20 protein-coding genes and 3 pseudogenes are annotated in these 24,880 nt (G+C 58.6%); 11 read left to right on the top strand and 12 right to left on the bottom strand.

Annotated elements, in window-relative coordinates:
* Positions 1 to 318 precede the first annotated feature (318 nt).
* Positions 319 to 852: a cytochrome b gene (locus OZ411_RS34580; protein ID WP_282531516.1), complete on the top strand. Its 534-nt coding sequence runs from the start codon at positions 319 to 321 to the stop codon at positions 850 to 852.
* An 817-nt stretch (positions 853 to 1,669) separates the two neighbouring features.
* Here OZ411_RS34580 and hemC read toward each other — a convergent pair.
* The 4 genes from hemC to msrB all read right to left on the bottom strand — a co-directional run bounded on the left by hemC (position 1,670) and on the right by msrB (position 5,866).
* Positions 1,670 to 2,647, bottom strand: a complete 978-nt coding sequence (hemC, locus tag OZ411_RS34575; RefSeq protein WP_282531515.1) for a hydroxymethylbilane synthase — start codon at positions 2,645 to 2,647, stop codon at positions 1,670 to 1,672.
* A 462-nt stretch (positions 2,648 to 3,109) separates the two neighbouring features.
* Complete coding sequence (locus OZ411_RS34570; RefSeq protein WP_282531514.1) at positions 3,110 to 3,607, bottom strand: hypothetical protein; 498 nt, start codon at positions 3,605 to 3,607, stop codon at positions 3,110 to 3,112.
* 1,291 nt (positions 3,608 to 4,898) lie between these two features.
* Positions 4,899 to 5,411 carry a peptide-methionine (S)-S-oxide reductase MsrA gene (gene msrA / locus OZ411_RS34565; protein WP_282531513.1) on the bottom strand — a complete coding sequence of 171 codons (513 nt, stop codon included), beginning with the start codon at positions 5,409 to 5,411 and terminating at the stop codon, positions 4,899 to 4,901.
* A 2-nt stretch (positions 5,412 to 5,413) separates the two neighbouring features.
* Complete coding sequence (gene msrB, locus OZ411_RS34560) at positions 5,414 to 5,866, bottom strand: peptide-methionine (R)-S-oxide reductase MsrB (protein ID WP_282531512.1); 453 nt, start codon at positions 5,864 to 5,866, stop codon at positions 5,414 to 5,416.
* Positions 5,867 to 6,950: 1,084 nt separating this feature from the next.
* Between msrB and OZ411_RS34555 the strand changes: the two genes are divergently transcribed.
* Positions 6,951 to 7,637 (top strand): redoxin domain-containing protein, encoded by a 687-nt coding sequence (locus OZ411_RS34555; protein ID WP_282531511.1) that lies wholly within the window; start codon positions 6,951 to 6,953, stop codon positions 7,635 to 7,637.
* A gap of 103 nt (positions 7,638 to 7,740) precedes the next feature.
* On the opposite strand, the gene OZ411_RS34550 is transcribed toward OZ411_RS34555, so the two are convergent.
* The 3 genes from OZ411_RS34550 to OZ411_RS34540 all read right to left on the bottom strand — a co-directional run bounded on the left by OZ411_RS34550 (position 7,741) and on the right by OZ411_RS34540 (position 10,854).
* Positions 7,741 to 8,781, bottom strand: coding sequence for a LysR family transcriptional regulator (locus tag OZ411_RS34550; RefSeq protein WP_282531510.1), 1,041 nt, complete (start codon positions 8,779 to 8,781; stop codon positions 7,741 to 7,743).
* A gap of 630 nt (positions 8,782 to 9,411) precedes the next feature.
* The gene (locus tag OZ411_RS34545) at positions 9,412 to 9,786 is read right to left on the bottom strand and encodes a hypothetical protein (protein ID WP_282531509.1); all 375 of its coding nucleotides are present in this window, start codon (positions 9,784 to 9,786) and stop codon (positions 9,412 to 9,414) included.
* Positions 9,787 to 10,371: 585 nt separating this feature from the next.
* A complete protein-coding gene (locus tag OZ411_RS34540; protein ID WP_282531508.1) occupies positions 10,372 to 10,854 on the bottom strand; it encodes a PAS domain-containing protein in 483 nt (160 codons plus the stop codon).
* A 375-nt stretch (positions 10,855 to 11,229) separates the two neighbouring features.
* On the opposite strand from OZ411_RS34540, the gene OZ411_RS34535 reads away from it, so the two are divergent.
* A complete protein-coding gene (locus OZ411_RS34535) occupies positions 11,230 to 12,201 on the top strand; it encodes a LysR family transcriptional regulator (protein WP_282531507.1) in 972 nt (323 codons plus the stop codon).
* Positions 12,202 to 12,281: 80 nt separating this feature from the next.
* On the opposite strand, the gene sdhA is transcribed toward OZ411_RS34535, so the two are convergent.
* Positions 12,282 to 14,108 (bottom strand): succinate dehydrogenase flavoprotein subunit, encoded by a 1,827-nt coding sequence (gene sdhA / locus OZ411_RS34530; protein WP_282531506.1) that lies wholly within the window; start codon positions 14,106 to 14,108, stop codon positions 12,282 to 12,284.
* A 580-nt stretch (positions 14,109 to 14,688) separates the two neighbouring features.
* On the opposite strand from sdhA, the pseudogene OZ411_RS34525 reads away from it, so the two are divergent.
* Positions 14,689 to 14,928: pseudogene (locus OZ411_RS34525) on the top strand (tyrosine-type recombinase/integrase); the annotation flags it as partial.
* A 325-nt stretch (positions 14,929 to 15,253) separates the two neighbouring features.
* On the opposite strand, the gene OZ411_RS43440 reads toward OZ411_RS34525, so the two are convergent.
* Positions 15,254 to 15,598 carry an alpha/beta fold hydrolase gene (locus OZ411_RS43440; protein WP_349017064.1) on the bottom strand — a complete coding sequence of 115 codons (345 nt, stop codon included), beginning with the start codon at positions 15,596 to 15,598 and terminating at the stop codon, positions 15,254 to 15,256.
* A gap of 163 nt (positions 15,599 to 15,761) precedes the next feature.
* Here OZ411_RS43440 and OZ411_RS34515 point away from each other — a divergent pair, with 163 nt between their 5' ends.
* Complete coding sequence (locus OZ411_RS34515) at positions 15,762 to 15,956, top strand: hypothetical protein (RefSeq protein ID WP_349017063.1); 195 nt, start codon at positions 15,762 to 15,764, stop codon at positions 15,954 to 15,956.
* Between the two features lie 163 nt (positions 15,957 to 16,119).
* Here the strand turns inward: OZ411_RS34515 and OZ411_RS34510 are convergent, their stop codons facing one another.
* On the bottom strand, positions 16,120 to 16,740 hold the full coding sequence (locus OZ411_RS34510) for a general stress protein (protein ID WP_282531505.1): 621 nt from the start codon (positions 16,738 to 16,740) through the stop codon (positions 16,120 to 16,122).
* 14 nt (positions 16,741 to 16,754) lie between these two features.
* On the bottom strand, positions 16,755 to 17,075 hold the full coding sequence (locus tag OZ411_RS34505; protein WP_282531504.1) for a PepSY domain-containing protein: 321 nt from the start codon (positions 17,073 to 17,075) through the stop codon (positions 16,755 to 16,757).
* Between the two features lie 1,599 nt (positions 17,076 to 18,674).
* Here OZ411_RS34505 and OZ411_RS34500 point away from each other — a divergent pair.
* From OZ411_RS34500 to OZ411_RS34485, 4 genes are all read left to right on the top strand, one after another.
* Positions 18,675 to 19,079: a nuclear transport factor 2 family protein gene (locus OZ411_RS34500; RefSeq protein ID WP_282531503.1), complete on the top strand. Its 405-nt coding sequence runs from the start codon at positions 18,675 to 18,677 to the stop codon at positions 19,077 to 19,079.
* A gap of 286 nt (positions 19,080 to 19,365) precedes the next feature.
* Positions 19,366 to 20,358, top strand: coding sequence for an AraC family transcriptional regulator (locus OZ411_RS34495; RefSeq protein WP_282531502.1), 993 nt, complete (start codon positions 19,366 to 19,368; stop codon positions 20,356 to 20,358).
* Between the two features lie 125 nt (positions 20,359 to 20,483).
* Positions 20,484 to 20,888 carry a nuclear transport factor 2 family protein gene (locus tag OZ411_RS34490; protein WP_282531501.1) on the top strand — a complete coding sequence of 135 codons (405 nt, stop codon included), beginning with the start codon at positions 20,484 to 20,486 and terminating at the stop codon, positions 20,886 to 20,888.
* A 295-nt stretch (positions 20,889 to 21,183) separates the two neighbouring features.
* Entirely contained in the window at positions 21,184 to 22,101 is a 918-nt protein-coding gene (locus OZ411_RS34485) for an NADP-dependent oxidoreductase (protein ID WP_282531500.1), read from the top strand.
* A gap of 185 nt (positions 22,102 to 22,286) precedes the next feature.
* On the opposite strand, the gene OZ411_RS34480 is transcribed toward OZ411_RS34485, so the two are convergent.
* Positions 22,287 to 22,628: a hypothetical protein gene (locus OZ411_RS34480; protein ID WP_282531499.1), complete on the bottom strand. Its 342-nt coding sequence runs from the start codon at positions 22,626 to 22,628 to the stop codon at positions 22,287 to 22,289.
* A 495-nt stretch (positions 22,629 to 23,123) separates the two neighbouring features.
* Between OZ411_RS34480 and OZ411_RS34475 the strand changes: the two are divergent.
* Positions 23,124 to 23,744, top strand: a pseudogene (locus OZ411_RS34475) (MEDS domain-containing protein); the annotation flags it as partial.
* Positions 23,745 to 23,894: 150 nt separating this feature from the next.
* Positions 23,895 to 24,620 (top strand): annotated as a pseudogene (locus OZ411_RS34470) (ATP-binding protein); the annotation flags it as partial.
* Between the last annotated feature and the right edge of the window lie 260 nt (positions 24,621 to 24,880).

Genomic DNA, 24,880 nt, shown 5'->3' with positions numbered 1-24,880 from the left:
GCCAATTTGGTCTCGCAGGTTTTGCGGAACACATCATTGCTGAAGATGACTCATGAGAGTTTCCAGGTCACCGAGCCATCTCGTCGGACTTTTCGTTGAGAGCGAAGTGTCTCGCATCCAGGATGTAACCATCCCAGAGTGCGAGCACATGCTGAAATGAAGATTGGGAATGCTACCGATAAGGACTGGTTATGCACTTCCAGGGTAAAGTTAGGCGCCCCGGGGAACCGGCCAACTTACCAAGCGCTCAAATCTCTGGCGACGCGCCGCCACCGTTCATCAACCGCTGCGGCGGGCTTAAGATTGGAGACAATCGGTTTGCGCAGCACTTCCTCTCGCTACGGCGCCGGCGCCCAGGCCTTTCATTGGCTGACCGTCATCCTGGTTCTCGCCGCCTATGTGCTGAGCAAGGGCGACCCCGATTCGCTCTATTCCGCCGGCGCGGACGGGCTCCGCAGGATTCACGAGACGCTCGGGCTGCTTGTCTTCATTGTCGTCGCGCTGCGGCTGCTATGGCGACTGATCGACAGCACGCCCGCGAAGCAGCCGATGCCGCGATGGATGGCAGTGGCCGCGAAGCTCGTCCAGTTCGCGCTTTATGCGCTCCTAATCGCGATTCCAGCAACGGCGGTGCTCGGTACCTGGCTAGAGGGGATTCCCGTCACCCTTCCCGGATTCGACATCGCCCCCCAGATCGCGAAGGCGCATGGACTGGGGCAGTTGATCATGGAAATACACACCACCCTCGGCAACGCCATCCTCTGGGTTGCCGGCGTGCATGCGGCCGCGGCTCTCTTCCACCACTTCTATCTGCACGACGAAGTCTTTCGGTCGATGGCTCCGGGCGGATAAATAGACCACACCGACGAGTGCATCGACGGCCAGATGGAGCGAGTAGGCGAAATGCGGATTACACCCGTCTTGTGATCCGTGAACACGGTGAAAATAAACGCCGCCACCCCCGTAACGACGGCCAGCAATTTTGCTGCAGGGTGAGCAATACCAAGCCCAAGCACACAGGCTAGCGCTACCGGGCTGATGGCAACAAGATAGTACAGGTAGACGTGTATCGCCTTGGTGGAAGCGTTATGGGCGGTGATCAGTTACGAGGCGGCCGAAGCCCTAAGGAGAAGTGTTGAAATCGAGAGAGCGATTGAAGTCAGCTGCCCGTGGATCATTGCGAGGTTGCAGTGCGCGCCGATCACCAAATCTTGCGGAGCGTCCGCATTTGAACTCGCGGCTGCCTTTTACAAGGGCAATGTCGCGCTCTGCACGTGAACGGCGGCGATTCATTTAGACTACCGGTGCGCGGATCATCCCTCGATGGTCACTGTTGCGGGGTTAGAGCGTGTTCGCATCAGGACGCGCGTAGATCGCGTATCACATTTTGCGCCGAGCGAACCGATCTGCGGATGGAATTGCAAGGAGGGAGGACTTCATCGATGCCGAGCCCCGCGGAGCATCTATCTGCTCTCTTACGTCCTTCGGGTAACCTGAGATGGCAAAGCGCCGAACCAATTAGTCGAGAATTAGCCAAGCAAATTCCGCCACCAGCCGCGGTTGGCGCTCGTCGTTGTCCGGCCGTAATTGCGAGCGAAACGAAGCAATCCTGAGCCTCACCTGTGACTCTTGATTGCTTCGTCGCTGCGTTCCCCGCAATGACGCTCTATCAGACCGGCCGGCCGCGCTCGATGATCTCGGCAGCGCCTCTGGCGAGCAGCTCCATTCCCACTGCGCGGCCGAGTTCGCGCGGTCGGCTTGCTCGGCCAACACGCGACGCCTCGATGATCCGACTGCCCGCATGATCGAGCACGGATGCGGCGAGCTGCATCTCCGTGCCCATGACTTCCGCAAATCCCGCGATCGGCGAGTTACAATGGCCGTTGAGCACCCACAGCACCTCGCGCTCGGCGTCGGCGCACGTGTGGGTCGTCGCGTCGTCGATCGCTGACAGGATACGGCGCGTCTCGAAATCGCGCGCGGCGCATTCGACTGCGACGATCCCCTGCCCCACTGCCGGCAGCATCTCGGCAATCGAAAATTCGTACGCGATCCGGCTCGTAAGCCTGACGCGCTCGAGGCCTGAGCGCGCCATGATCAGCGCATCCGCGGGCCCCACCGCACCACCATCTGGCAGCTTCTGCTTTGCGCCCTGGTCAAGCTTGCGCACGCGGCTGTCGGCGGCGCCGCGGAAATGGATAACCTTGATCTCCGGAAACAGCCGCCGCACATAGGCCGCGCGGCGGACGGAGTTGGTGCCGATCTGGAATCCTTTGCCACGCGTGCGTTTGAGCTCGTCGACCGAGGTGCCCGGCCGCAGCACCAGGACGTCGCCGGGCGGATCGCGCGAGAGCGTCGCGCCGATCACAAGCCCGGGCGTGTCCTCATTGCCCGGCATGTCCTTAAGCGAATGCATCACGGCATGGAGCCTTCCGTTGAGCACCGCCTCGCGAATCTGCGCCACGAAAGCCCCACCTTTGCCGCCATGCGGCAAGAGCTTGCCAACCTGGTCGATATCGCCCGTGGTCTCGAACTTGACGATTTCGACCTCGGTGCCGACGGCTTTCAGGCGTCGTGCGATCTCCTCAGTCTGGGCGATCGCCATTGCGCTTTTGCGCGTGCCGATCCGCAATCGATCCGATGCCATACGTATCCGATTCAAGTCCGCGGGCCTCACTCCTGCGCCTGGTCAGGCCTTCTAAACCGCGCGTGAGCTTTCTCAATTAGAATTAATGGTCTGGAAGATCTTTCGCCTCTGTCTAATCCGGCTAACAACGGAGCCGGACGTGACAAAAAGGCTAGGCCTTAAAGCCTGATGCGCGAAATATAGCGTATAGCATTATTCACGCAACGATGGCAGAAACGGTTAAGCCAACTTCGGCATCGGGTCCATTTTGCGGATGAACTTGGCTGTTGGCGGTTTTGAGAGGAAGCTACCATGGACGCGGAACATGGCTCAGCTCTACCTCCATTGCTCGAACGGTCGCATTTCACCACATCGTGCACTGGCGGCGCCGTCGGCCCCTACGTTCCAGAAGCCGCGGACTGCCGAGAAGAAGAACTGATCCGTCTGCTAGCGCCCACGATGAATCGGGGGCGAGACTCGTTGCTAGGCTGATGGCGAGGCGAAGACGTTGCCTCCGTGGCGCCGGCGCATAATAGCGGCGGCCTCGAACTGCTTCGCACTGGCGGGGTGGCCGGTCAACACGATGCCGCCGTTGAGGATCTGGCTCTCGGACCACTCGTGCACGTGGGCTTCGTGGCTCTGGCCGAACAAGGCTGCCAGCCCACCGACACTACCCGCAGAAGCCAATCCCGCCAGCAGGGCCGACGCGGGTGCTGCGCCAGTCGCCGCCAGGAAGGCGGTGGCCGCAAGCGAGGTCGCAAGTGTGCGAACCTGCCGCCGGTCGTCGCTCAAGCCGATCTCGACGCGGGGCAGCTGCGTGATCTCGCAGCCGACGGCTCCTGCGCAGGAGGCTGCAATTTCCTCCTGCGTCAGGAAGCTTACGCCAGCGCGGTCGATCCCCGCGGCTCCCAACTCGCTTACAGCAGCCTCGAATTTCGCTTCGCTTTGCAGCGCGCCGATGATCTCTCGCAACTCGCTCACTAGCGGCATCCCTTAAACTTACTTTCCTGCCTTGAAGGGCTCGGTCCGTGCCGCGCCCCGCGCTCGTCTCTCACGAGTAGTCACCGCCGCTCTGTTGAGTGAGGTTACGAAGATAGTCGCGCTTCGCAATCTTCGCTCCAAGGTGCCTGAGGATCGCGTGCGCAAGCGAGATGTGGAAGAAGAAGCCGGGCAGCACCAGGTACCGGATGTAGTCGTCGCCGCCGAACCATCCGCAGGCTGGGCGGCGTTAGCTCGTATGTGTGGGACTGCGCGCCGGCAATCTCGTCCGGCTGCACGTTTCGCAGGAAGCCGCGAGTCTCGATGCCGGGTACATCATCGGGGTGCTACGGGGCGCTGGCGGGTCGTGCTGTATCAACTTCGCCATGTGTGCGTCGACCTTGTTGCAGCTCACGGAGAACTGTTCTCCGAAAGTCAGCATGTCGGGCGCGAGCCGCTCGCCAAGTATCCTCCCAGGCTCAAACCCCTTGGTCCGCTCGAGCGCTTGGGCGTGGTCGAGATAGTCGTCCATCGCGTTCAGTCCATGCACCATGACAGAGGAGAGCTCCTAGCACGCGACCGCCTAGTGACGCAGGACGGGATATCCGTTGGCCGTGCTTGCTGGTGTTCCCGTGGTGCGGTCGGGTGCTCCGTCGCCGCGATTGTCATTGTCCGCCCAGACGGGACGATCACCAGCGTGTGCGGCATCAGGCGTATGGGCGTTTCGTCGTCCAGGAGGATGACTCCTGGCGCCTCGAAGACAGTAGTGGATGGTGGAGGCGTTGGTGCGGGCGACCGCCAAGTGCGCACCCGCCGCAAGCGCGCACTCCGACAGTGTGACAAAGGTGACGTCCAGGGTGGTCATCAACTTGTCGAGGGCTTCGCGATATACGCCAGAACGGCTCGCCTGCCACGTCCAGAAGCCTTTATCGTGCTCAGGCCCATATCAGCTCGGCTTCGGCACAGCGGGACGATGCCATCTCACGCAGACATCCAGCCTGCGGGTGAAGGGCCCTTCCACGCTCCAACCTGGTCTGGGGTCTTGATCGGTTCGATCTTCGTTGCCTTCGATTGAAGACGAACGAATATCCAATTGCGGCCGACCGAGTAGTGGTTGCAGCCGAATTAGATATATTCACGTCGAGAACCTCAAAGCTGTGTCCGGGCCGTCCAAACTCGCCACCTTGTCGCGTTGTGAGCGACTTCGCCGGGGCGGCGAGGACACTTGGCAAACGATTTACGGTGCACACGCCGTGAGGCTGCGCGCCGCAGGCCACAGACACCGCGGTCGCCGTCAGGCGGCGTTCCTCCGCGGCAACTTCCACTGCGGACGGACGAAGTGGCAGGTGTAGCCGTTCGGGTAGCGTTCCAGGTAATCCTGGTGCTCTGGCTCGGCCTCCCAGAAATCGCCAGCGGGCGCGAGCTCGGTCACCACCTTGCCCGGCCACAGCCCTGAGGCCTCGACGTCGGCGATGGTGTCCTCAGCGACGTGGCGTTGTTCCTCGCTCGTGTAGAAAATCGCCGACCTGTAGCTTATGCCTCGGTCGTTTCCTTGCCGGTTGGGCGTCGTCGGGTCGTGGATCTGGAAGAAGAACTCCAACAGGTCGCGGAAGCTCGTCTGACTCGGATCGAACGTGATCTCGATCGCTTCTGCGTGCGTGCCATGGTTGCGGTACGTGGCATTCTTGACGTCGCCGCCCGAGTACCCAACCCGCGTCGAGACAACGCCGGGCAAGCGCCGCACCAGCTGCTGCATTCCCCAGAAGCACCCCCCTGCCAGGATCGCGCGTTCTGTAGTCGCTGCCATCGTCAAGCCTCCTGCTTTGCGAAGAGCTTTGCGTACTCGCCGTACCCCTCGCCCTCCAACTGGTCGCGGTGGATGAACCTCAAGGAGGCCGAGTTCATGCAGTACCTCAACCCGCCCTTGTCGCGCGGCCCGTCCGGGAAAACGTGGCCAAGGTGGCTGTCGCCGTGCTTGGAGCGAACCTCGGTCCGTGTCATGCCGTGCGAGCTGTCCACGTTCTCGACGACATTCGCGGCCTCGAGAGGCCGCGTGAAACTCGGCCATCCCGTCCCGCTGTCGAACTTGTCGAAGGATGCGAAGAGCGGCTCGCCGGAAACCACGTCGACGTAGAGGCCAGGCTCTTTGTTGTCCCAGTATTCGTTGGCGAAGGGGCGCTCTGTCCCGTCAGTCTGCGTGACGCGGTACTGCTCGGGAGTCAGCTTTGAGACCGCGTCGGGGTTTTTCCTGTAGGCCGGCATTCGCCGTACTCCTTTTTGCTCAGCACTGAAGATAGGCACCGGGTGGTCGACCGTCCAATTACCTCCGGCTATCGAAACGATGCCATGCGGATCGACACCGGACGTGCTTCAATCTGCCGGGCCAATTCATTGGCCCAGGCGACGGGTCTGACACTGCTGGAACAGAACTTTGAATCGGCGCTCCCCGTACCGAGCGCTACGGCGAAGGCATGCACGATGGGCTGCGGTACCGCGTCACCGTGCGGAAGCCTCGCGATGGAAAGCGGACCAGCCTGTAGGCGCGAGCGCTCGCCGGCGACGACGTCGTCAGCTTCAACCTTTACCGGCTGAGGTCGGGCGAGGACTCTTTGCGTCCCTGCGAAATGCGGGCCGAGAAAGTCGTCGCGCTTGTTCTTGGGTACCCGGCCCAAAATTCTTTCTAGTTATCCATTTAATCGACGACGCCCGATGGCGAACGTAGTTTTCATCTGTCGCCTTCTTCAGTTTTCGATCCAAGAAGTGTTCTTTGGCTGCCGCATACATCTCCCGGTAGGAAAGCGCGCCTGTCGCCGTTCGGAGGTGCCGTAACGCAAAAAAGCGCGTGCCTGACACGCGGCGTGGCTAGCTGGAACAGACAGACTCGGGAAAACGACTGAGCAACGTCTGGACTTACCGCATTCAAGTTCCTACGAATTCAGTCCGGCTTCACGATATCGTTTCATTTTTGCTACGGTGCCTATCGTCTTCTCGAAGTTATTCGCCGTGAACTTCCCGATGGGCGTCGGTTCGGAGGATTAGTCATGGCAGTGCGTCCAGTTCCATGATTGGCTTCTGCCTCCTCATCCTCTCGCTCTGTATGCGGGAGCACGGGCGCGGTGACTATAAGAGAGTCTTCGGTCGCGGCCTCCTCTACGGACGCGGCGCTTAGTGCTTCGTGTGCGCCGCGGCACATCGCGATATTTGGAGCCGCCGACTATTCCTGGCAATTATTCGTCAACGACTACCATTCCAAAGTTGAATTTTCGTTTTCCAGAACGCACGGTCACCATGCAAGAAACTTACGCGGACAGGTGCCGCGAGGGGCACCGTTGGGGGGAGCACTAGAATGGACGACAAAGTTTTGAAGGGGCACCCGGCCAGTACGCCGATCGAAGCCTCCGCGGAGACCTTGAGCGGCTTTCGCACGCTGGACATCCAAACCGACCGGCTGCTTTCATCATGGCTGCGAGAGGCGTGCGTTCCTGACGGCGCCCTGAGGGCGAACGAACCTGCTCCCGATTTCCTTCTCCCTGAGGCAAATGGAACGCTCGTTTCATCTTTGGAATTGCGACAAACTGCGCCGTTGATCGTTACCTTCGTTTACGGGATTTGGTCCCCATTGTGCGCAGCTGGACTACGCGCTCTTCACGGAGCCACCCCCAGTATCCGCGCTGCCGGCGCCAGAGCAATTGCCATAACGCCTGAGACCGGAGACTTGCCACGCAATTTCAAACGCGATCACCGACTGGATCTGGAAATCCTCTCCGACCTAGATCTTGGGGTGAGCCTTTCGTTCGGCTTGGTCTCCGTGGTGCCGGCGCAGATAAAGAGCCGTCTCTTGCAGCGCGGCCTTGATCTCTCCGGTCCCCATGGCTTCTCCTTTTGGATGTTGCCAATACCGGCCACCTATGTCCTCGACCAACGGGGGATCATCCGTCGAGCGTGTGTCGGGCCGGACTCCATCACGGGAGCGGCGACCGAAATCGTGCTTGCTGCCCTGTCCGAATTGGATGGCCCTAAGCCTCGCCCTTAGAGCCTGACCGGAAATGCGACGAGTCAATTCAAGAGGCTACGCGAGGCGACTGCAACAGCGTCATGGCCGGGCTTGTCCCGACCATCCACAACTTCGCGTCACTTCAGCAACGACGGTTGGATGCCCGTGACGAGCTCGGGCATGAGGAGGCGGGACCGGGGCCCGTGATTTGGATCAAGGCGCCCGCACCTTTTGCGTCAGCCTTGCCAACATTGTCCTTTTTCGAGCCAGTGGCAGATGCGCTGCGGAGTTTGCCCAGCGCATTCGTCCAGTCCCGAACGCGAGCGACCTTGATAAAGGCGTCAAGCGCTGGCGAATACTGCCTTCCCGCCACGGCCAAAAGCTGCACCTCTCGCCGGACGGGGTCGCCCTCAATTGGAATAGCGGCGAGCGACGGCAGCCTGGGAGCGTGCTCTGGCGCCAGGATGGCTCCAAAACCGGCGGATGCCATTTGCTGAAGATGCCTTTCCTCAGCGCTCCTGTGCACAACCTTAGGGCCTGGATGGTCGGCAAAACAAGCCTGCTTGAATCGGCCTGCGACGTCGCATCCGACCCTTTCGAGAAATACCGCCTCATGCAAGTCTTGGAGTGGGATAACGGTCTGCCTCGCCATCGGATGTTTCCGTGACAGGACGAGCACGTATCGCTCCTCGAACAGGGGCCAGCGATCGATACGCTCAGGTAGCTCCACGGCGCCACCGACGAGTGCGGCATTGATCTCGCCATCCAAAAGCATTGCAACGAGCCCGTTGGCGTCTGCCTCGCGCAGATCAATTCGAAGGTCAGGGATGATCTTGACGAGCTCCAAGAGCAATTCCGTGAGGAGTGCGGCGGAGACTGACGGCACCAGCCCGATCTTGAGCGGGGCGATTGTCTTCTTTTGATAGCCGCGCGCCTGAAGCCGTACCGCCTCCGCGGCGGCAAATATTTTCTCCAGCGTGGGCAAAATCATCTTGCCCAGCTCGGTCAGCTGGGTGAGGTGACGTTCACGGTGAATCAACGTGCCACCGAGATCTTCCTCCAGCTTTTGTACCGCCTTTGTCAGCGCCGGCTGCGTCACATTGCATTGCTTCGCAGCCTGCGTAAAATTGAGCGTCCTTGCTAGGGCTAAGAAATATCGCACCTGATAAAGCTGCAGCCGCATACTCATACTCGCAAGTTTTGCCGTGGTTCGGATCGTTCCAGTTCGTTGCGATAGCAGGCGGGGGCGATGGTCAAGCGGTTTGTCGCGGAGCTCCCGCGGAAACAGATATTGTGTGCCGGCTCGGAATTGTCGACCCGCGCCTTTCGGAAATGTTTCTCATCTTGCGGTAAAGTGTTCTGACCGACATTGTTTCCTTTTAACGTCGCGGTTGCGTAGAATATCGTAACCGCGAGACCAGCGATAAGTATCGTCGTGTCCCCAAGACTAGGACAAGCTCAATCCGAGGATCCGAAACACGTGTCCGATCGTCCAAATCTTGCATTGCCACGCTTGGTGTCCTTGACGGTCGCATCGGCTCCATTAGGCGATGCAGTTGACGCTGGGAATATGGCGCACATCCTCGTTCTCCGTGACGCTGCTGTGCCTGATTTGTTGCGGACTAGAGATAGAGCGGCTTGATCGCGGCGTTAAGCGCAGTTCTTGTTACGGCGCTCTCATTCTTGCAAAGTTTGTTGAATGAGTATTTCATGGGGCTTGCGTCTGTAGCGCTGGCGTGCTCGCCTAAAGGGTAACCGCCTGACGGAATCGTTCGGCGTCGACCTTCGCATCCCTTTCGACCTTCTGCGACAGTCAATGCCTCCGAGGGTGCTGACCGAAGCCCGATAGGTGGGCCTCTCCGAGTTCGTAGGAGAATTCTTCGGTCAGGGAAAAGGATACATTGAACCCATCCGGCGTGCCGATCGTCAGGATGCGAAGATCGTCTGGGCCTTTCTCAATCTGAAACTCTTCCGCCGGATAAGTAATGCGCATTCGCGGGTCGCCGTGCGCTCGTTTCACTGCAGACGACGCTATCGTCGGCATTGTCATCAGAAGCGACGACAATGTGTCGATCGTCATTAGGAGGCCGACGGTCTGGCCGGCAACATCCTTGATGATCAACCTGACCGCAGTGCCGTCAGCCGCCGTCTCGAAATTGATTAGTCTGTCGATCAGGATGTCGGTCACCGTGATCTCTCCTCTTTCATCTGTTGCGGATCGTGCGGCTTGTCCACCTTCGCATAGGCCATAGCCCGTTATGTTAAGATGTCCTATGTGATCGCATTTCCAATACTGTACGGATCCGCAGTACGTGAGCATATTCAGCCGCTCCCTGGCTCTCAGTTGGACACAGCGTTCACCCGGCGTGCGGTTGCACGAGGCTTTGTCGACTAGATCGACACAACAATTGCCCGAGACCATTACCAATGGAATTCGTGATTTTCCTACACTCACTCGTGAACCTATCGATACCGGGCAGGTTAGCGATACCGGGAAGGAGTGAGGGATCGACCGCAGAAAGGGTCACGGCCGATGCAACAAACCCAGTTCCCGCAACGCCGCTCACTTTCGACATGAGCTCAGCGACTCCGATAGTCCTTAGCTGCCGCGCTATGCTGTGCTCTATGCCACAGCTTGATCGATGAACAGTGTTACCAAGGTCATGCAGATGTTCGCTCCGTCCAGATTGAAGGAATATCCAGTCGGAGCGATCACTACGACCGCGTACTTGGCGCGATCCAATAGGATCTTGGCTAGCACAGGCTTCACTTGTCAGTCGTTACCGCTGAATGGCCAAGCAGGCAGCATATCCTTCTCGAAAGATTCCCGACCGCTTTCATCGAAGCGTCTGAAGAGCTCTTGGATTTCGTCCTTCATGAGAACGATTTGTGAGTAGCCCACGAGTTCACCGTCGACCTTTATCGGCGACACCGTCACCAGAATGGTGATCTTGCCATACGGGCGAGCCACGTAGTGGACCGGATCTGTTCTACCCTCCTCAAACAATTTCAGCATCGCGTCGAAGCGAGGATTCGTGATCTTTCTTCTGTGATGGTTTCTAACGTCCTTGCCGATGTACTCCGGCTTACGATCCAGCCTGTTCGCGGCCCATTGATTGTAGAACATCACCCGACCCTCTCGGTCGAGAATGGTCACACCCACTCCAGCGTGCTCGATCAGCCCACCCGCCCACTGACTGACCGTCCAACCCGGCAACACGCGTTGCTGCGTCACTTCTGGTAATTTTTCATCCATGGCACGCTCCTACATCATTGAGGTTCGAAAAACACTTGCACCTCGACCGGCGCATTGAAAGGGAGTCCCCCGAATGCGACTCGCGCGTGTTCGCCAGCTTCGCCGAACACGTCACGCCTCCTGATATTTGCCGTACATGGCATAATCTACGCTATTATCCCGCTATCGGCAAGTCTGCGGTGCATTGCTTCACCTGTATTTGACGAAAACGGGGAAGCCGTCGCCGCCCGTATCGGTGTCCGGCCCAACTCTCCGTTTCGGTGGGGAGCGGCTTCCGCATCTCGGGAAAATTGTGCTTCGCACCGCGCGCGCGATTTCAGCAGAAATTGGCGGCGGCAATTCGCGCAGCTACTCGTCCGATTTGGAGTCTAATTGATGCCCTCGCTCGAAAGTGCCATTATTCTCCGAGATCGGATACTTAAAGCGCCTGGGTTAGCACGAAAAATGCAATCGGACTTGAATCTAAACCTGTTTCATCTGCGAGCGGCTGTTTGCGTGGCTAAGCAAGCAAGCTTTGTTGCTGCCGCCAACGAACTTCATGTATCGCAGTCCTCGCTTTCAAGGATGATTCAATCGCTGGAGGAGATGCTTGGCACGAGCCTATTTATTCGAACGACTCGGCGTGTTGAGCTGACGCCTGCAGGAATTGACCTCATCGCGATGGCAGAACGGATAATTGGGGACATAGACATCACGCTCGATAACATGGCCAGCTATAGTAACCAAAAGAGAAGTCAGGTCATCGTGTCGTGCCTAATGTCTGTGGTTCCTGGCGGCTTACATCGGGCGGTCGCTAAATTTCACAAAAAATTCCCAAGCACCGAAGTTCACGTAAGGGAAGGCATCCAGGAGCAGGTCGAACAGGACATTCGGAGTGGAAAAGCTGATATCGCGATTGCCGCAATTGATAAGGCGGCAACAGAGTTCGAAAATAGGAAACTAATTACCGAAGAGGTCTTAGTCGGGTTTGCCAAGCCACATGAATTTCAGAATTTGGAGCAAGTGCCGTTTTCTCGCTTGAAAGGCCAATCGCTGGTTTCCTTTCCGAGAGGGGCCAAAATGCGGGAGCTTGTCGATTCTGCGGCTGCTACAGCCGGGTTTTCGCTTCGACACTCGTTCACAGCGAGTCAGCTTCTCACTTTGGCTTCAATCACTTCGTCCGGCGTGGGCGTCGCTCTTGTTCCATCAAGCGCAACCGATCTGTTTTCCAAGCTTCGGCTTGAGCTAAGGCCACTCGTTCACCCGAAATTAGTTCGGCATCTGGGGATCATTCGCCTTCTAGCCCGACCGAAAACAACTGTTGCTGATGAATTTAGCAACTTCATCGTCGATGCCTTTAAAGAGTGAGGAGGCATAAACCAACTTACGAAAGTTGATTTGATCAAATTGAGCTAATGCCGTCGACGTCCAAGCATCTATTGGGAAATCTAATACACCCGTTTCTTCGGTGGAATGTATTGCACGTCCGAGGTGAGCGTGTAGCTGTGAACAGGGCGCTTATCTATTGTAGTTGAACCGCCGGCTTCGTTAAACCAGCAAAGAGTGTGATGCATCCAATTGACGTCGTCCCTTTCGGGAAAGTCCTCACGCGCGTGGGCTCCACGCGACTCCGTTCTACTGAGAGCCGAGTCCGTCGTCGCGATCGCTTGACACATGAGATTGTCTAGTTCCATTGTCTCGATGAGATCGGAATTCCAAGTTAACGATCTATCAAACACTTTTATGTCAGACATCTGTTTCCACAGATTGGTCAAGTAACCACTGCCCTCGGCCAAAAGCTCGCCCGTGCGGTAGACGGCACAGTGCTCCTGCATGACTCTTTGCATTTTCTCGCGTATGCGGGCAGTCGGAGTGGATCCAGAAGCCCACCTAAATCGATCCAGCCGGTCAAGTGCAAGACTTGCCGAATTGGATACGGGTTCGGGTAGAGCTCCATCTTTCACGAGCGCACACGCGCGAAGAGCAGCCGCTCGACCGAATACGATGAGGTCGTTCAGGGAATTCGATCCAAGTCGGTTGGCTCCGTGCACAGAAACGCAGGCGGCTTCGCCGACTGCCATAAGACCAGGTATTATCGTATCCGGGTTGGCGTCCTTCTTAGTCAGAACCTCACCGTGATAGTTTGTGGGGATACCCCCCATATTGTAGTGAACCGTAGGAAGTACGGGAATGGGAGATTTGGTAACATCTACGCCCGCGAAAATCTTTGCACTCTCGGAAATACCTGGTAGGCGCTCTTTCAATATTTTCGGGTCTAGGTGGTCAAGATGAAGGAAGATGTGGTCTTTGTGCCTACCTACACCACGGCCTTCCCGAATTTCTAAGACCATTGCACGAGAGACCAGGTCGCGGGATGCCAAGTCCTTGGCAGTTGGAGCATAGCGCTCCATGAACCGTTCCCCTTCCGAATTAGTGAGGTATCCTCCTTCACCTCTCGCGCCTTCGGTTATGAGACAACCTGCACCATATATCCCAGTTGGATGGAATTGGACGAATTCCATATCTTGGAGCGGCAATCCGCTTCGCAAGACCATGGCCGATCCGTCCCCCGTGCAGGTGTGAGCGGACGTTGCAGAAAAGTAGGCTCTGCCATATCCTCCCGTAGCGAGGATCATAATTCTTGAATTGAAACGGTGAATTGTACCGTCGTCCATCTTCAAGCAGACAACACCAGTACAACGGCCCTCGCTGTTTATGATCAGATCGAGCGCGAAGTACTCTACGAAGAAGTGGGCGCGATGGCGCAAAGCTTGACTGTACAGAGTATGGAGTATGGCATGTCCAGTTCTATCGGCTGCGGCACACGTTCGTTGGGCGATACCCTTGCCGAACTCGGTCGTCATACCGCCGAACGGTCGCTGATAGATTTTCCCTTCTGAGGTACGCGAAAAGGGGACGCCCCAATGCTCCAATTCGTATACAGCTGCAGGCGCGTTGCGGCACAGATACTCAATAGCATCTTGATCGCCGAGCCAGTCCGAGCCCTTCACGACGTCGTACATGTGCCAACGCCAATCATCTTCGCCCATGTTACCCAATGCCGCCGAAATCCCTCCTTGAGCTGCCACGGTGTGCGATCGGGTGGGAAAGACTTTGGAAATGCACGCAGTCTGAAGTCCGTCTTCGGCGCAGCCTACTGCTGCCCGAAGACCCGCCCCACCTGCGCCCAATACAACCACGTCAAATGTATGATCCGTGATCGGATATGTTCGGCCGATTGGTAAGGGCGATTGCGGTTTTGTGGGTTCGTTCATTTGAATGTCCCGCAAAGCGTCACGCACCGAAAAGGGGCGCGGCAAGCCACGATAGCTCGTCACGCACATAATCCAGCCTCACGCCGTCTCAGTTCTTTGGGACGCCGCCCTCAGGAACACCAGGAGACATCTCCACGATCGAAGGGTGGATCGGCATCCAAGTTAGGCACCGGGATAATAATATAGATTGTGCCATATTATGCAAGTCTCGAGGCCTAGATATTAGACTGATCGTCAAAGCACAGCTACGTGAATTGAAGATCGAAGTGACATCAACGGAATTGGGCATGATGCAAGCTGACTTGGTTCACGTTTGGCCATGGCCATCTCCTGATTCCGACATACTTGGCGCTCCTAAGATGAAGACCAACGAGACGGTTTCATCTCGGTTGTTTGCGCCGAGAACTCTTCCCGCCTGTCCGCTACGATTTCTTATAAAGGCAACAGGAGAACGCGATGACGCGCACCGCAATGCTCAACGTTAAATCGCCGCGCAATTATGATGCAATTACTTCTACGCTATTGCGGCAGCGAGCCGGGCGACCGTCTGTTCATCGGCCGGAGGGGATCCGATTACAGCTTAACCACTCGGCAGTATGCGCGGCTGTTGTCGGGTTGGATTGCCGGCATAGGGGTTGGATCCTCACATGTTCGGAACGCATTCGCTGCGTCGCACGAAAGCCAAGCTTATCTATCGGCGCACAGGCAATTTCCGGGCCGTGCAGCTACTCTTGGGCATACCAAAATCGAGCGCACGGTTCGATATCTGGGAATTGAGGTCGACGACGCGCTCGCGATAGCAGAACAAGTCGACGTCTGAACTACCCGGGCAGAGCGGAAATGCTCTGCCCGAGCACAATCGCCAGCTTTGGGGCCAACAGCCGAAATCGCCGATCGCGATCAGGACGCTGAGACTGCGCTCGCGGCCTTGCGGATCACATCGAGAACCACGTCTGGGCTTGGATAGCATGGGAACGTGAGACGACGTGACTTCGGTCGTGGCGGCCTTCCATCCGTTTCGAGACAAAGTGTTGCAGTTCCGGATGAACCGTCTGGTCCTGGGTGGTGAGGACATACCAGGTCGGCTTGGCGTTCCACGCTGTACCCTCGACCTTTTGGTTGAGGAGGTCCGCCACCGGCGCACCCTACGTCGCATACACCAGCTTTTGCTCCGCTTCGGGCAGATCGCCCGCGAAGTGCTTGACGCCGCTTTGCTTGAGCCAGATGCGTCCTTCCGGGGCATCGAGGTGGTCGAACACGGAGGTCGTCGGAAACTTACCAAGCAGGCTCTGAGAGGTTTCGTCGGCATCCGGCGCGAGGGCCGCAATATAAACGAGCGCGGCTACTCGCGCGTCGGTACCTGCGTGCGTGATCAGTGTTCCGCCATAGGAATGACCGACGAGGATCGCATGGCTGACGACCCGAGCAAGGCACGCCTTCACGGCGACAACGTCGGTCGCGAGGGAGTCCAGGCCGTGCTGACTGGCCATCACGTCATGGCTCTCGGCTTGGAGCGAGGGGATCAATTTGCTGAAACATGATCCATCGGCCTAGAGTCCATGCGCGAAAACGATGCTCTGTTTGGTCACGATAGTCTCCGTTGGCTGCGTGAACGTTAGTGGACGTGGTCGCGGTGCGTGGAATTCGACCCTCATGATCACCGCCAATTCCTGGTACATGGGCGCCAACATCGACGGCAAGGCGCACCGCTTCTTGCCGTATCTCGGCCCGGAAGGCGTCGGCGGCTATCGCAGGAAGTGCGCCGAGGTCGCCGAAAAGGGCTACGAGGGCTTTGCGTTCGCGAGCCAAGGCCAGAGCGGAACCGTGCACCCGATCGCGGCCGAATAACCTGACAGTCCCTGACCGGGGCGGCGTTGAGTATCGCGCCACTTCCGGCATGGCAGTCGTGGAAGCCCTCGATATAGTAAGGTCATTTGGCTGAGGGAGGTAAATGAACCAAGCGCCCTTTAGGCGGAAGAAAGAACGACCCACCGAAGCGGGTCGTCGGGCGCTATCGCCTTTTCGCAGTATATAGCTCACGCTCCTTGCGTACCTCTTCGGCTCCATAGGGTTTGCTCGACGGATCGAAGCTCTTCCAGCCCGACTTTCGCCAAGCGGAGCTGCGGTCGCGGAGATTGACAGCGGACTGGTCGAGGATTGATTCCAGCCGTCCGCGGTCGGCGTCAGCAACCCGCGCTGATACAAGCGTGCCACCGCGACGAACGCCCTCGGCGTACAGCGGAGCCTCTTCCGCCGAGACCCCTGCTTGGGTCAAGGCGCCAACAACACCGCCGGTGGCAGCGCCAGCAGCCGCGCCGGCCGCCGTGGAGACGAGCCACCCGGCAGCAACCACCGGTCCTAGACCCGGAATGGCGAGCAACCCGAGCCCCGCTAGTAATCCAGCCGCACCGCCAACTCCAGCACCGATCCCGGCGCCTTTACCGGCACCTTCGGCGCGATCATCCACGCCGTCGGCATCACGATCTATCTTTCTATCGGCGCTGTACCAGTTGTCCGAATTATTGGCGACAATGCTGATGTCGGAGTGAGGCACGCCTGCCGCCTCCAGGCCGGTAACGGCCCGTTGCGCATCGGCGTAGTTGTCATAAAGGCGCGAAATTGTAACGGTCATGTCAAGGTGCCTTCTTACTTAGCTGAGTTTACGTTGCCCTGAAAATCCACGCTGACATCGGTCGACGAACCGCCTTTGTTGGCTTTGGCGCGCCACACGCCGTCGTCGTCCTTTTTCAGAGATGTAACATTCGAGTAGCCCGCCTGCTCGATCCTCGACTTTGCCTGGCTCTCGGTGAAGCTGTTGCGGCCAGCCACGGGGGCGCTCGAATTGTTTTGTCCCGAGCTGTTGACAGCACTGTTGTTCGGGCCAGATTGGGCAGGGGGATTTTGCCCTATCGCCGGGCTCGCTGAGAGCACCGCAGTCGCTAACACTGCAAGTAAGGTACGCTTCATTTGTTGTAGTCCTCGTTGGAAGATGCAGAGGTCCAACAACTGATCGCTGAATGATGTGTTCCTATTTTTCCCAGTCGACGCTGTCGCATTCCGCGCAGCAAGTCTTGTCCCAATAAAAAGAGATCCCCCGGCTTCCATCGGGGGCTCCTGCATCGTCACACTGAAGGGTAACGGAGATGTATCCCCATCAGCCGGAGCCAGCCTGCCATGCCACCGGGGAGTTCAATCACTTACGTTAAGGAAGGCGGAGTTTGACCGCCCCGGCGCCCGAGGAATCAGCAGGGTTTGCGCCGGGGCGTCGCTTGCTCTCGGCTGCCCCTTTTGAAGGACCCTTGGTGATCAGCGGGAGAGTCGCTTGCCGAAACAGGGCACACTCGATGCAGCGTGTCTGTGCACTTTGTAACCAAGGGCTAAGAAAAAATCGATTGCGTCTTTCGGCCGGCCGGTCGCGCGCGAACCGACACCGGCTCTGCCACGTTGCTCGACTGAGTGCGGGCTGAACGCTATCTCCACAACGCAGCAAGGGCGACCATTAGCGCCGCCGCCACACAGGCGAGCCCAACGATATAAGGCATGTCGCGTCTCTCGCGCGGCGTCATCATCACTTCCTGTCTATCACTTCCTGTCTCAGGAGAGCTGCCCCGGCGCGACTTTCGTGGGAGAGAAGCGCCGGGGCCGCGCTTCCTCTCCGTTCGATCATTAGGCTGAGGGAGGTTGGATGATCGTCGGGAGGTCGGCCCACCGAACCAAGCCCAGCGCGGGCAGCGCGTCTGTGCACTTGTGCACACGGCCCAGATTCGATTTCCGGACCAGCGCGGGTGGTCCCCGTCTCAGAGACGGCGGTAGGTCCAGGCAAGTCGGCCGGCAGCGGGGCATCGAGATCGAATTTACGGCCGGGGCTTGGATGCGGATCACCGGTGCAGTCGACGCGGCGACGCTGAAGGCCGTTGTCGCGCCGCTGGCTGAGGGACGGCTGAGCCAAGGATTCCGCCGCGGGTTCAGGCGCGCGCTGATAACATAATCGAATGAGGGAGAGTGCTGCCACGTCCGGTAAGGGTCAAAATGGGAAGGACTGACCGTGAGCAATTCTGGTGCGCCATACCCCACAAAGCAGGCCTCAAAGCGGCGGACCGCAACTTCGCCGATGGGCCAGAAGCGGACTTGCGGGCCGCCTATACCAGCCGCCGCGGCAGTAATAGACGCATCCAAGCTTGATCTCATTCTGGTCCATTCTTCGCATCCGGCGCTGACTGCTGATAAGCATCACGGGCCCGTCTGAAATCTTTGACCGTGAGGGCGCCGCTAAGCGCTGGCTCAACGTTCAAAAGGATTCGTAATGACTCGTCGGCCTGCGCCTCGATGCGAAGGGATTCTTCGGCACCAACGAAGGGCGCGACAGTCCTCACGACTGGAGCCCTTCGTTGGCGCCGAAGGAATCCTTCGTCGGTGCCGAAGAATGCGCTGCACTATTCCTGGCCGCCATCGAAACGATACGTGCCAGCTATTGGAAAATTTCGTCCCGCAATGATCAACAGTTGCCACAGTCGCGTTGGGAGTAACGCACAGAGCAACCGTTTCAGCACGAACAGGAGATCAATGATGTCCGAGTCCTTTCCACTCCCTACTAAGCCCGAAGGCGTTGTCCCGTCGCTGATCGAGCGGTTTAAATCCGGGAGGGTCAGCGAGGTAATGGCCTTGTTCGAACCAAAGGCCGTGTTCGTCGCGAATGACGGGCGAACCCTCACTGGTCACGCAGAGATCGCCGCCAAACTCGAGCGCGATATCATGCTCGGCCTGCCGGTGAAGACCATAGTGCGCCATGTGTTCGTCGCCAACGAGATCGCCCAGCTCGTGGTGGACTGGTCAATTGATGGCACAGGGCCCGACGGCAAGCACGTGCACCTCGGAGGCACGGCATGCGACGTCGTGCGCCGCGGTGCGGACGGATTCTGGCGGTTCATAATCGATAACAATCAAGGGACGGCAGTGCGAAAGCCCGCCTGACATATGCGCCAGCCGAGCACCTACTATCAAAAGTACGGTGTGAAACCCATCGGAGTATAAGCGCAGGGTCCGCTTGCGCCTTGCCTATGGATCATGTTCTCGCATTTGATCCTCGTTCAACCTGCGGGGCCCGAGACGAGCCCCGCAGGACATCAGCCAATTCTCGCGTCATGATCTAAAAAGTATCCGGACGTCCACACGCCGGCGATCTCAATCGAGCATACGGTGCTCAAACGGCCTGCGAATGTGATAAAATTCTTGAGGTGTTTCAAGCTCCCGAGTTCTTATGTCCCAAGTCGACTGGCTAAGCCATCTCCTACAAATCGTCACCATAACCGGTCAGCTCGAGGTGCGCTGCGCCTATGGTGCGCCGTGGCGCGTTACCTGGAGCCAAGCCGCCGCGAGCGAAATTCCCTACCACGTCATAGTCAAGGGCCGCGCCATTATCGAGTACTCAGAGACGCGAACAGCACGAGAGCTGGTGAGCGGAGACATCGTGCTGCTACCTCACGGTGCGGCGCATGTGCTGCACGACGGTAGTGGGCAAACGCCTATCCGTACCCAGGAACACCGGGGGTCTGCCGGATGGGTGTTGAGCGAGAACGAGGGCGAGGGCGAGCAACTCGATCTAATGTGTGGGCGATTTTTCATCGCGCCACCACATGATCGGCTGATCCGCAACTACATGCCCGCGGATCTGGTGACGCGGGCTATGAATGGTCATGGAGAAGACGGAATCGACTCCGCCTCCAACCAACTCGCCAGCCTGGTGAGTCTGATGCGAATGGAGTCCTCGAGTGACAGAGCGGGAGGACGTGCCATGCTCAACGCACTTTCTTCGGCCCTATTCACGTTGGTATTACGCGCGGCAAGCGAAGGCGACAGACCACCCGAAGGCTTGTTGGCCCTGGCCGGCCATCCGCGGCTGGCTCCAGCAATTGCAGCGATATTCGCCGATCCGACGCGGTCTTGGAAACTGCCTGATCTGGCGGACTTGTGCGGCATGTCACGCGCAACGTTCATGAGGCACTTTCAAGACAGGCTAGGTTGCTCCGCCCTCGACCTGTTGACCGATCTCCGCATGAGTCTGGCGGCCAACGAGTTGAAAAAGCCAGCGATCAGCACCGAGGCTGTGGCCGAGACAGTCGGGTACCAATCTGTTTCGGCATTCCGGCGTGTGTTTGCCGAAAGGATGGGGATGACGCCAGGGGAATGGCGCCGACTGGCGCACAATGGCCAGCAATCGGGCGTGGTCCGAGACCTAGAAGTGTCAGATTGATCCTTTTGGGCATCTTATTGAGCTGATCCAGTCTCGAAGTCTGCATCGCCGACCGTACTGTGTGGTGGTGGCGCGATCGAAGCGCCCGCCAAACGGTTTCAACCAGCACGAACAGGAGATCAATGATGTCTGAGTCCTTTCCACTCCCTACTAAACCCGAAGACGTTGTCCCGTCGCTGATCGAGCGACTTAACTCCGGCAAGGTCAGCGCGTTGATTGAATTGTTCGACCCGAAGTGCACGTTCGTCGAGGATGACGGGCGAACCGTCACTGGTCACAAAGACATCTCCGTCCGACTCGAGCGCTTTGTCGGGCCCGGCGTGCCGCTCGTGACTAAGATGCGCCATGTGTTCGTCGGCGACGATATCGCCCAGCTCGTGTATGACTGGTGGATCGAGGGCACGGGTCGCGACGGCAAGGAGGTGCACCTCAAAGGCACGGCGTGCGATATCGTGCGCCGCGGCGCGGACGGAATCTGGCGGTTCATAATCGATAACAATCAAGGGACGGTGGTGCGAAAGCCCGCCTGACATATGCGCCAGCCGAGCACCTACTATCAAAAGTACGGTGTGAAACCCATCGGAGTATTAGGCGCAGGGTCCGCTTGCACCTCGCCTATGGATCATGTTCTCGCATTTGATCCTCGTTCATCCTGCGGGGCCCAAGACGAGCCCCGCAGGACGCAGGTTTATTCAATTAGGCGGGCGCCGTGATAACCGGCGGCGCAGGAAGCCCCAACTTCTGGTTCGGCTTGAGCGTGTCGGTCTTGTTGTAGACCGCGTTACGCAGCATGAAGGCGTCACGAATAACGAGGAGACAATTCACATGAAGGCGATTGTGGTAACGGATCAGGCCGCGGGAACGGCGGGGATGAAGCTGATGGAGCGGCCCGAGCCGTACGCAGCGATCAATGACGTTGTCGTTCAGGTTCATGCGTCGGGATTCACCTGGGATGAGTTGACGTGGCCCTCGACCTGGACCGATCGCCTCGGTCGTGACCGGGCGCCGGTGATTCCCGGGCAAGAGCTGGCCGGAGTGGTCACCGCCCTCGGCTACGGCACGACCGGGCTGTCGGTGGGACAGCGGGTGTTCGGCCTCACGGACTCGTATCGCGGCGGCACGCTGGCCGAGTATGTGGCCGTGGAGGCGCGCAACCTCGCGCCGCTGCCGGGCGATGTCGACTTCACGGTGGGCGCGAGCGTGGCGATGCCGGGCCTGACCGCGTGGCAGGGACTGTTCGAGCACGGTCGCCTTCAGGCGGGGCAGAGCGTCCTCGTGCACGGCGCGGCCGGCGCAGTCGGTTCGATGGTGACGCAACTCGCGCGATTGGCCGGCGCCTACGTCATCGGTACCGGACGCGCCGCCCACCGTCAGTCGGCGCTCGACTTCGGCGCGCAGGAGTTTGTCGACCTCGACAACGACGTCCTCGAAGACGTCGGCGGAGTCGATCTGGTTTTCGATATCTTCGGCGGCGACATCGCGAAGCGGTCCGCAGGCCTGATTCGAGCCGGAGGAACGCTGGTGACCATCGCCGGCCCCAGCGAGGCACGGCCTGCCGACGGTTTGGCGATCGATTTTGTTCTCGTGTCCGATCGCGCCGAACTGGGTGAGATCGTCCAGCGGGTGCGGGACGGACGACTGCGGACGAACATCGGCAGCATCGCGACCCTCGACGATGCCGTCGTCGCTTTCAATCCGACCAAGCGGATCAGCGGGAAGACGATCATCCGCGTTCGTCCGTGAGGACTCGGGGCCGCGTGGTTTTGCGCTCCTCTGGATCATCGTCGCCTTTTGGATCGTGGCGATCGTCGCGACCGTCGTCGCCTTTGCAATCAGGCTGATCTCGCGCGATCCTGACCTCGTCGGCACATACCAAAAGCCCGGACGCGTTCCCAAGAGTTTTTCCTGGGCGCATCCGGGCTCTGTCGTTACGCTCGCATCACATAAAACCGCCAAGCACCCTCGGAGATCGTCGATGCGGCCGGATAGAGTTCGGCGCTGCGGCTCAGGATACATTCGATGACGGCGTTGATCGGGCGTGTGCGGATAGGCAAAATCTCGATAGTCATTTCGCAATCCCATTCGGACATAAATGCTTGGCCAATTTCGACTTGGCCCCGTTTGACCTCGATGACTTTGACGGGAGTGAAGAGGATATCGTTGGTCATCCCGTCGCCGTGACGGCCACCTATCCAACTTGGCCTTTCAACAAAGCACACCTTTTCGACGACGACATCCGTTGCATCGGCGAGGAAGATTGATCGGCACATCAGTAGCGTCCGATCTCTGGTCAAGAAAATAGGCCACGGGTGGCTTAGGCTCAGCCGCTGTCGCCAAGTGCACTGCATTGACCGCTACGCCAGCAATATAGGTCAACGGAACCCGCGGCTCTTAACCCGACCAGGCTGGATGTCGCCTTCGGGGTCAAAAGCGCCGATTGGAAGGTCGACCAGTAACTTCCGATCTACCCCGGTAAGCAGACCATTTCCGATCCCGCGCGGACTTCGCATTCGGGCCACAAGCGGATGTCGTCGCCTAATCGATCATTGGTGGATGCGGCGATGAGCAACCCACGACCTTAGCCGACGAGGATGCGCCCCGTGGTAAAGCCCCGATTCGTCTCAGACGATGGATCTACTGTCAGCATCACTGACGTGCCTCAGCAACAAAAGGTTCGTCGAGGAAATTCATGGCCGACCACAAGAAGTCGGCTTAACCTTCCTGACCGCTCGGGTCGGAATTCGATACTGACCTAGAGCACCATTATGATCAAAACGCCAATCGCTACTGCTGCTGCGGCCGCAGTAGAACTTTGGTTTGCGCAACCGGAACGTTGGAAATTGGAGGTGACCCCAATGACAACAGAGATGCGGAAGACCGGAATCGACGTCGTTGGCGACATGGTGGCCTGGGGTGCCCACTTTTGCCTCTTTTATGAGACGAGAGAGGATCTCCTCGACACGTTGATCGAATTCTTCAAGTCGGGTTTGGGAAGGGAGGAGTACTGCCTGTGGGTTGTTGCCGAGCCTTTGACGATCGAAGAAGCCACAGCTGCGTTGAAAGCCGCTATGCCTGACCTTGATCGACACCTGGCGGACTCCAGGATGGAAATTGCGTCGGCCCGCGATTGGTTTCTCCAGGGCGGCACGTTTGATGGCAAGAGACTGACAGACGCTTGGTATGAGAAGCTCGCTAGCGTATCGGCCAGAGGGTACGCCGGCATGAGAGCGACCGGGGATACAACCTGGGTAGCAAAGAAGGACTTCTGGAGACACTTTTGCGACTATGAAGATAGTCTCAACGAGGTTATCAGCAATCAGAGCCTTGCCCTGCTGTGCACGTACCCGCTTGCGACGTGCGGAGCTCATGAAATCCTGGATGTGGTGCGTACACACCAGTTTGTCCTCGCAAGGCGACACGGGAATTGGGACATTGTCGAAACCGCCGCGCTCAAGCGAGCCAAGGCCGAAATCAAGGGGCTCAATGAGGAACTCGAACAACGTGTCGTAGAACGGACCAACCAGCTGATGCTGGCGTCGGAAGCGCTGCGTGAGGCGCAGACGCAGCTGGCACACGTCAATCGCGTCACGACGATGGGAGAGCTGTCGGCCTCGATTGCCCATGAAGTCATGCAGCCAATCGCGGCGACAGTTACCAATGCCGGAGCTGCCTTGCGCTGGCTAAACGCCCAGCCGCCAAATCTGGAGCGGGCCCGGCAGGCGCTCGGCAACACCGTCGAGGCAGGCAACCGAGCCACCGACGTCATAGGCCGGATCCGTGCCCTAATCAAGAAGGCGCCCCCACGGAAGGATGCCTTGGAGATCAACGGAGCAATCCTTGAGGTCATTGCCCTGACCCGCGGCGAAATTGTGAAGAACGGCGTCTCGGTGCAGACACAACTCGCGGAGGCCTTGCCGCTCATTCAAGGAGATCGAGTCCAACTGCAACAAGTGATCCTCAACTTGATCATCAACGCCGTCGAAGCGATGAGCGCGGTCAGTGAAGGGGCGCGAGAGTTGCTAATCAGCACCGGAAAAGATGCATCGGGCTGGGTGCTTGTCGCCGTGCGGGATTCGGGCCCGGGACTGAACCCGGAGAGTTTGGCCCGCCTGTTCGACGCATTCTACACTACCAAGCCTGGTGGCATGGGCATGGGACTATCGATCTGCCGATCGATCGTCGAAGCTCATGGGGGACGAATATGGGCCTCTGCTACTGCCGCCCCGGGTACAGTCGTTCAATGTATCTTGCCTGTAGGGTGAGAGTGTAAACGCAAAATTAGACTCGTCCTCGCAACCCCGACATCGTGAACGGTAGCCTGCCGTTCCGGAAGGAGTTCTTGGGGCCTGAAGTCCGGAATGGGTCAAAAGCGCCGTTCGAGAAGTCGGCCGAGCATTTCCGGTCTACCCCGATAAGCAGACCGTTTTAGAGCTCATCCGGACTTCGCCCTCGGGCCAAAAGCAGTCGGCCTCGAGTGCACGCGAGTCCGATGCGGAAGGCGAACGGCCATCATAACGCGCGG

Origin of the sequence: Bradyrhizobium sp. Arg237L (genome assembly GCF_029990105.1) — a bacterium.
Lineage (GTDB): Bacteria > Pseudomonadota > Alphaproteobacteria > Rhizobiales > Xanthobacteraceae > Bradyrhizobium.
The sequence above is the reverse complement of the archived record's forward strand: the minus strand, read 5'-3'. Positions and strand labels throughout refer to the sequence as shown.

What these genes read in the sequence shown, in the direction of transcription:
- OZ411_RS34540 (WP_282531508.1), bottom strand. Translation starts at nt 10,854, where the DNA reads ATGGATGAAAAATTACCAGAAGTGACGCAGCAACGCGTGTTGCCGGGT.
- msrA (WP_282531513.1), bottom strand. Translation starts at nt 5,411, where the DNA reads ATGGCAGCGACTACAGAACGCGCGATCCTGGCAGGGGGGTGCTTCTGG.
- sdhA (WP_282531506.1), bottom strand. Translation starts at nt 14,108, where the DNA reads ATGAACGAACCCACAAAACCGCAATCGCCCTTACCAATCGGCCGAACA.
- OZ411_RS43440 (WP_349017064.1), bottom strand. Translation starts at nt 15,598, where the DNA reads ATGGCCAGTCAGCACGGCCTGGACTCCCTCGCGACCGACGTTGTCGCC.
- msrB (WP_282531512.1), bottom strand. Translation starts at nt 5,866, where the DNA reads ATGCCGGCCTACAGGAAAAACCCCGACGCGGTCTCAAAGCTGACTCCC.
- OZ411_RS34515 (WP_349017063.1), top strand. Translation starts at nt 15,762, where the DNA reads ATGATCACCGCCAATTCCTGGTACATGGGCGCCAACATCGACGGCAAG.
- hemC (WP_282531515.1), bottom strand. Translation starts at nt 2,647, where the DNA reads ATGGCATCGGATCGATTGCGGATCGGCACGCGCAAAAGCGCAATGGCG.
- OZ411_RS34505 (WP_282531504.1), bottom strand. Translation starts at nt 17,075, where the DNA reads ATGAAGCGTACCTTACTTGCAGTGTTAGCGACTGCGGTGCTCTCAGCG.
- OZ411_RS34535 (WP_282531507.1), top strand. Translation starts at nt 11,230, where the DNA reads ATGCCCTCGCTCGAAAGTGCCATTATTCTCCGAGATCGGATACTTAAA.
- OZ411_RS34510 (WP_282531505.1), bottom strand. Translation starts at nt 16,740, where the DNA reads ATGACCGTTACAATTTCGCGCCTTTATGACAACTACGCCGATGCGCAA.
- OZ411_RS34495 (WP_282531502.1), top strand. Translation starts at nt 19,366, where the DNA reads ATGTCCCAAGTCGACTGGCTAAGCCATCTCCTACAAATCGTCACCATA.
- OZ411_RS34485 (WP_282531500.1), top strand. Translation starts at nt 21,184, where the DNA reads ATGAAGGCGATTGTGGTAACGGATCAGGCCGCGGGAACGGCGGGGATG.
- OZ411_RS34490 (WP_282531501.1), top strand. Translation starts at nt 20,484, where the DNA reads ATGTCTGAGTCCTTTCCACTCCCTACTAAACCCGAAGACGTTGTCCCG.
- OZ411_RS34480 (WP_282531499.1), bottom strand. Translation starts at nt 22,628, where the DNA reads ATGTGCCGATCAATCTTCCTCGCCGATGCAACGGATGTCGTCGTCGAA.
- OZ411_RS34555 (WP_282531511.1), top strand. Translation starts at nt 6,951, where the DNA reads ATGGACGACAAAGTTTTGAAGGGGCACCCGGCCAGTACGCCGATCGAA.
- OZ411_RS34550 (WP_282531510.1), bottom strand. Translation starts at nt 8,781, where the DNA reads ATGCGGCTGCAGCTTTATCAGGTGCGATATTTCTTAGCCCTAGCAAGG.
- OZ411_RS34500 (WP_282531503.1), top strand. Translation starts at nt 18,675, where the DNA reads ATGTCCGAGTCCTTTCCACTCCCTACTAAGCCCGAAGGCGTTGTCCCG.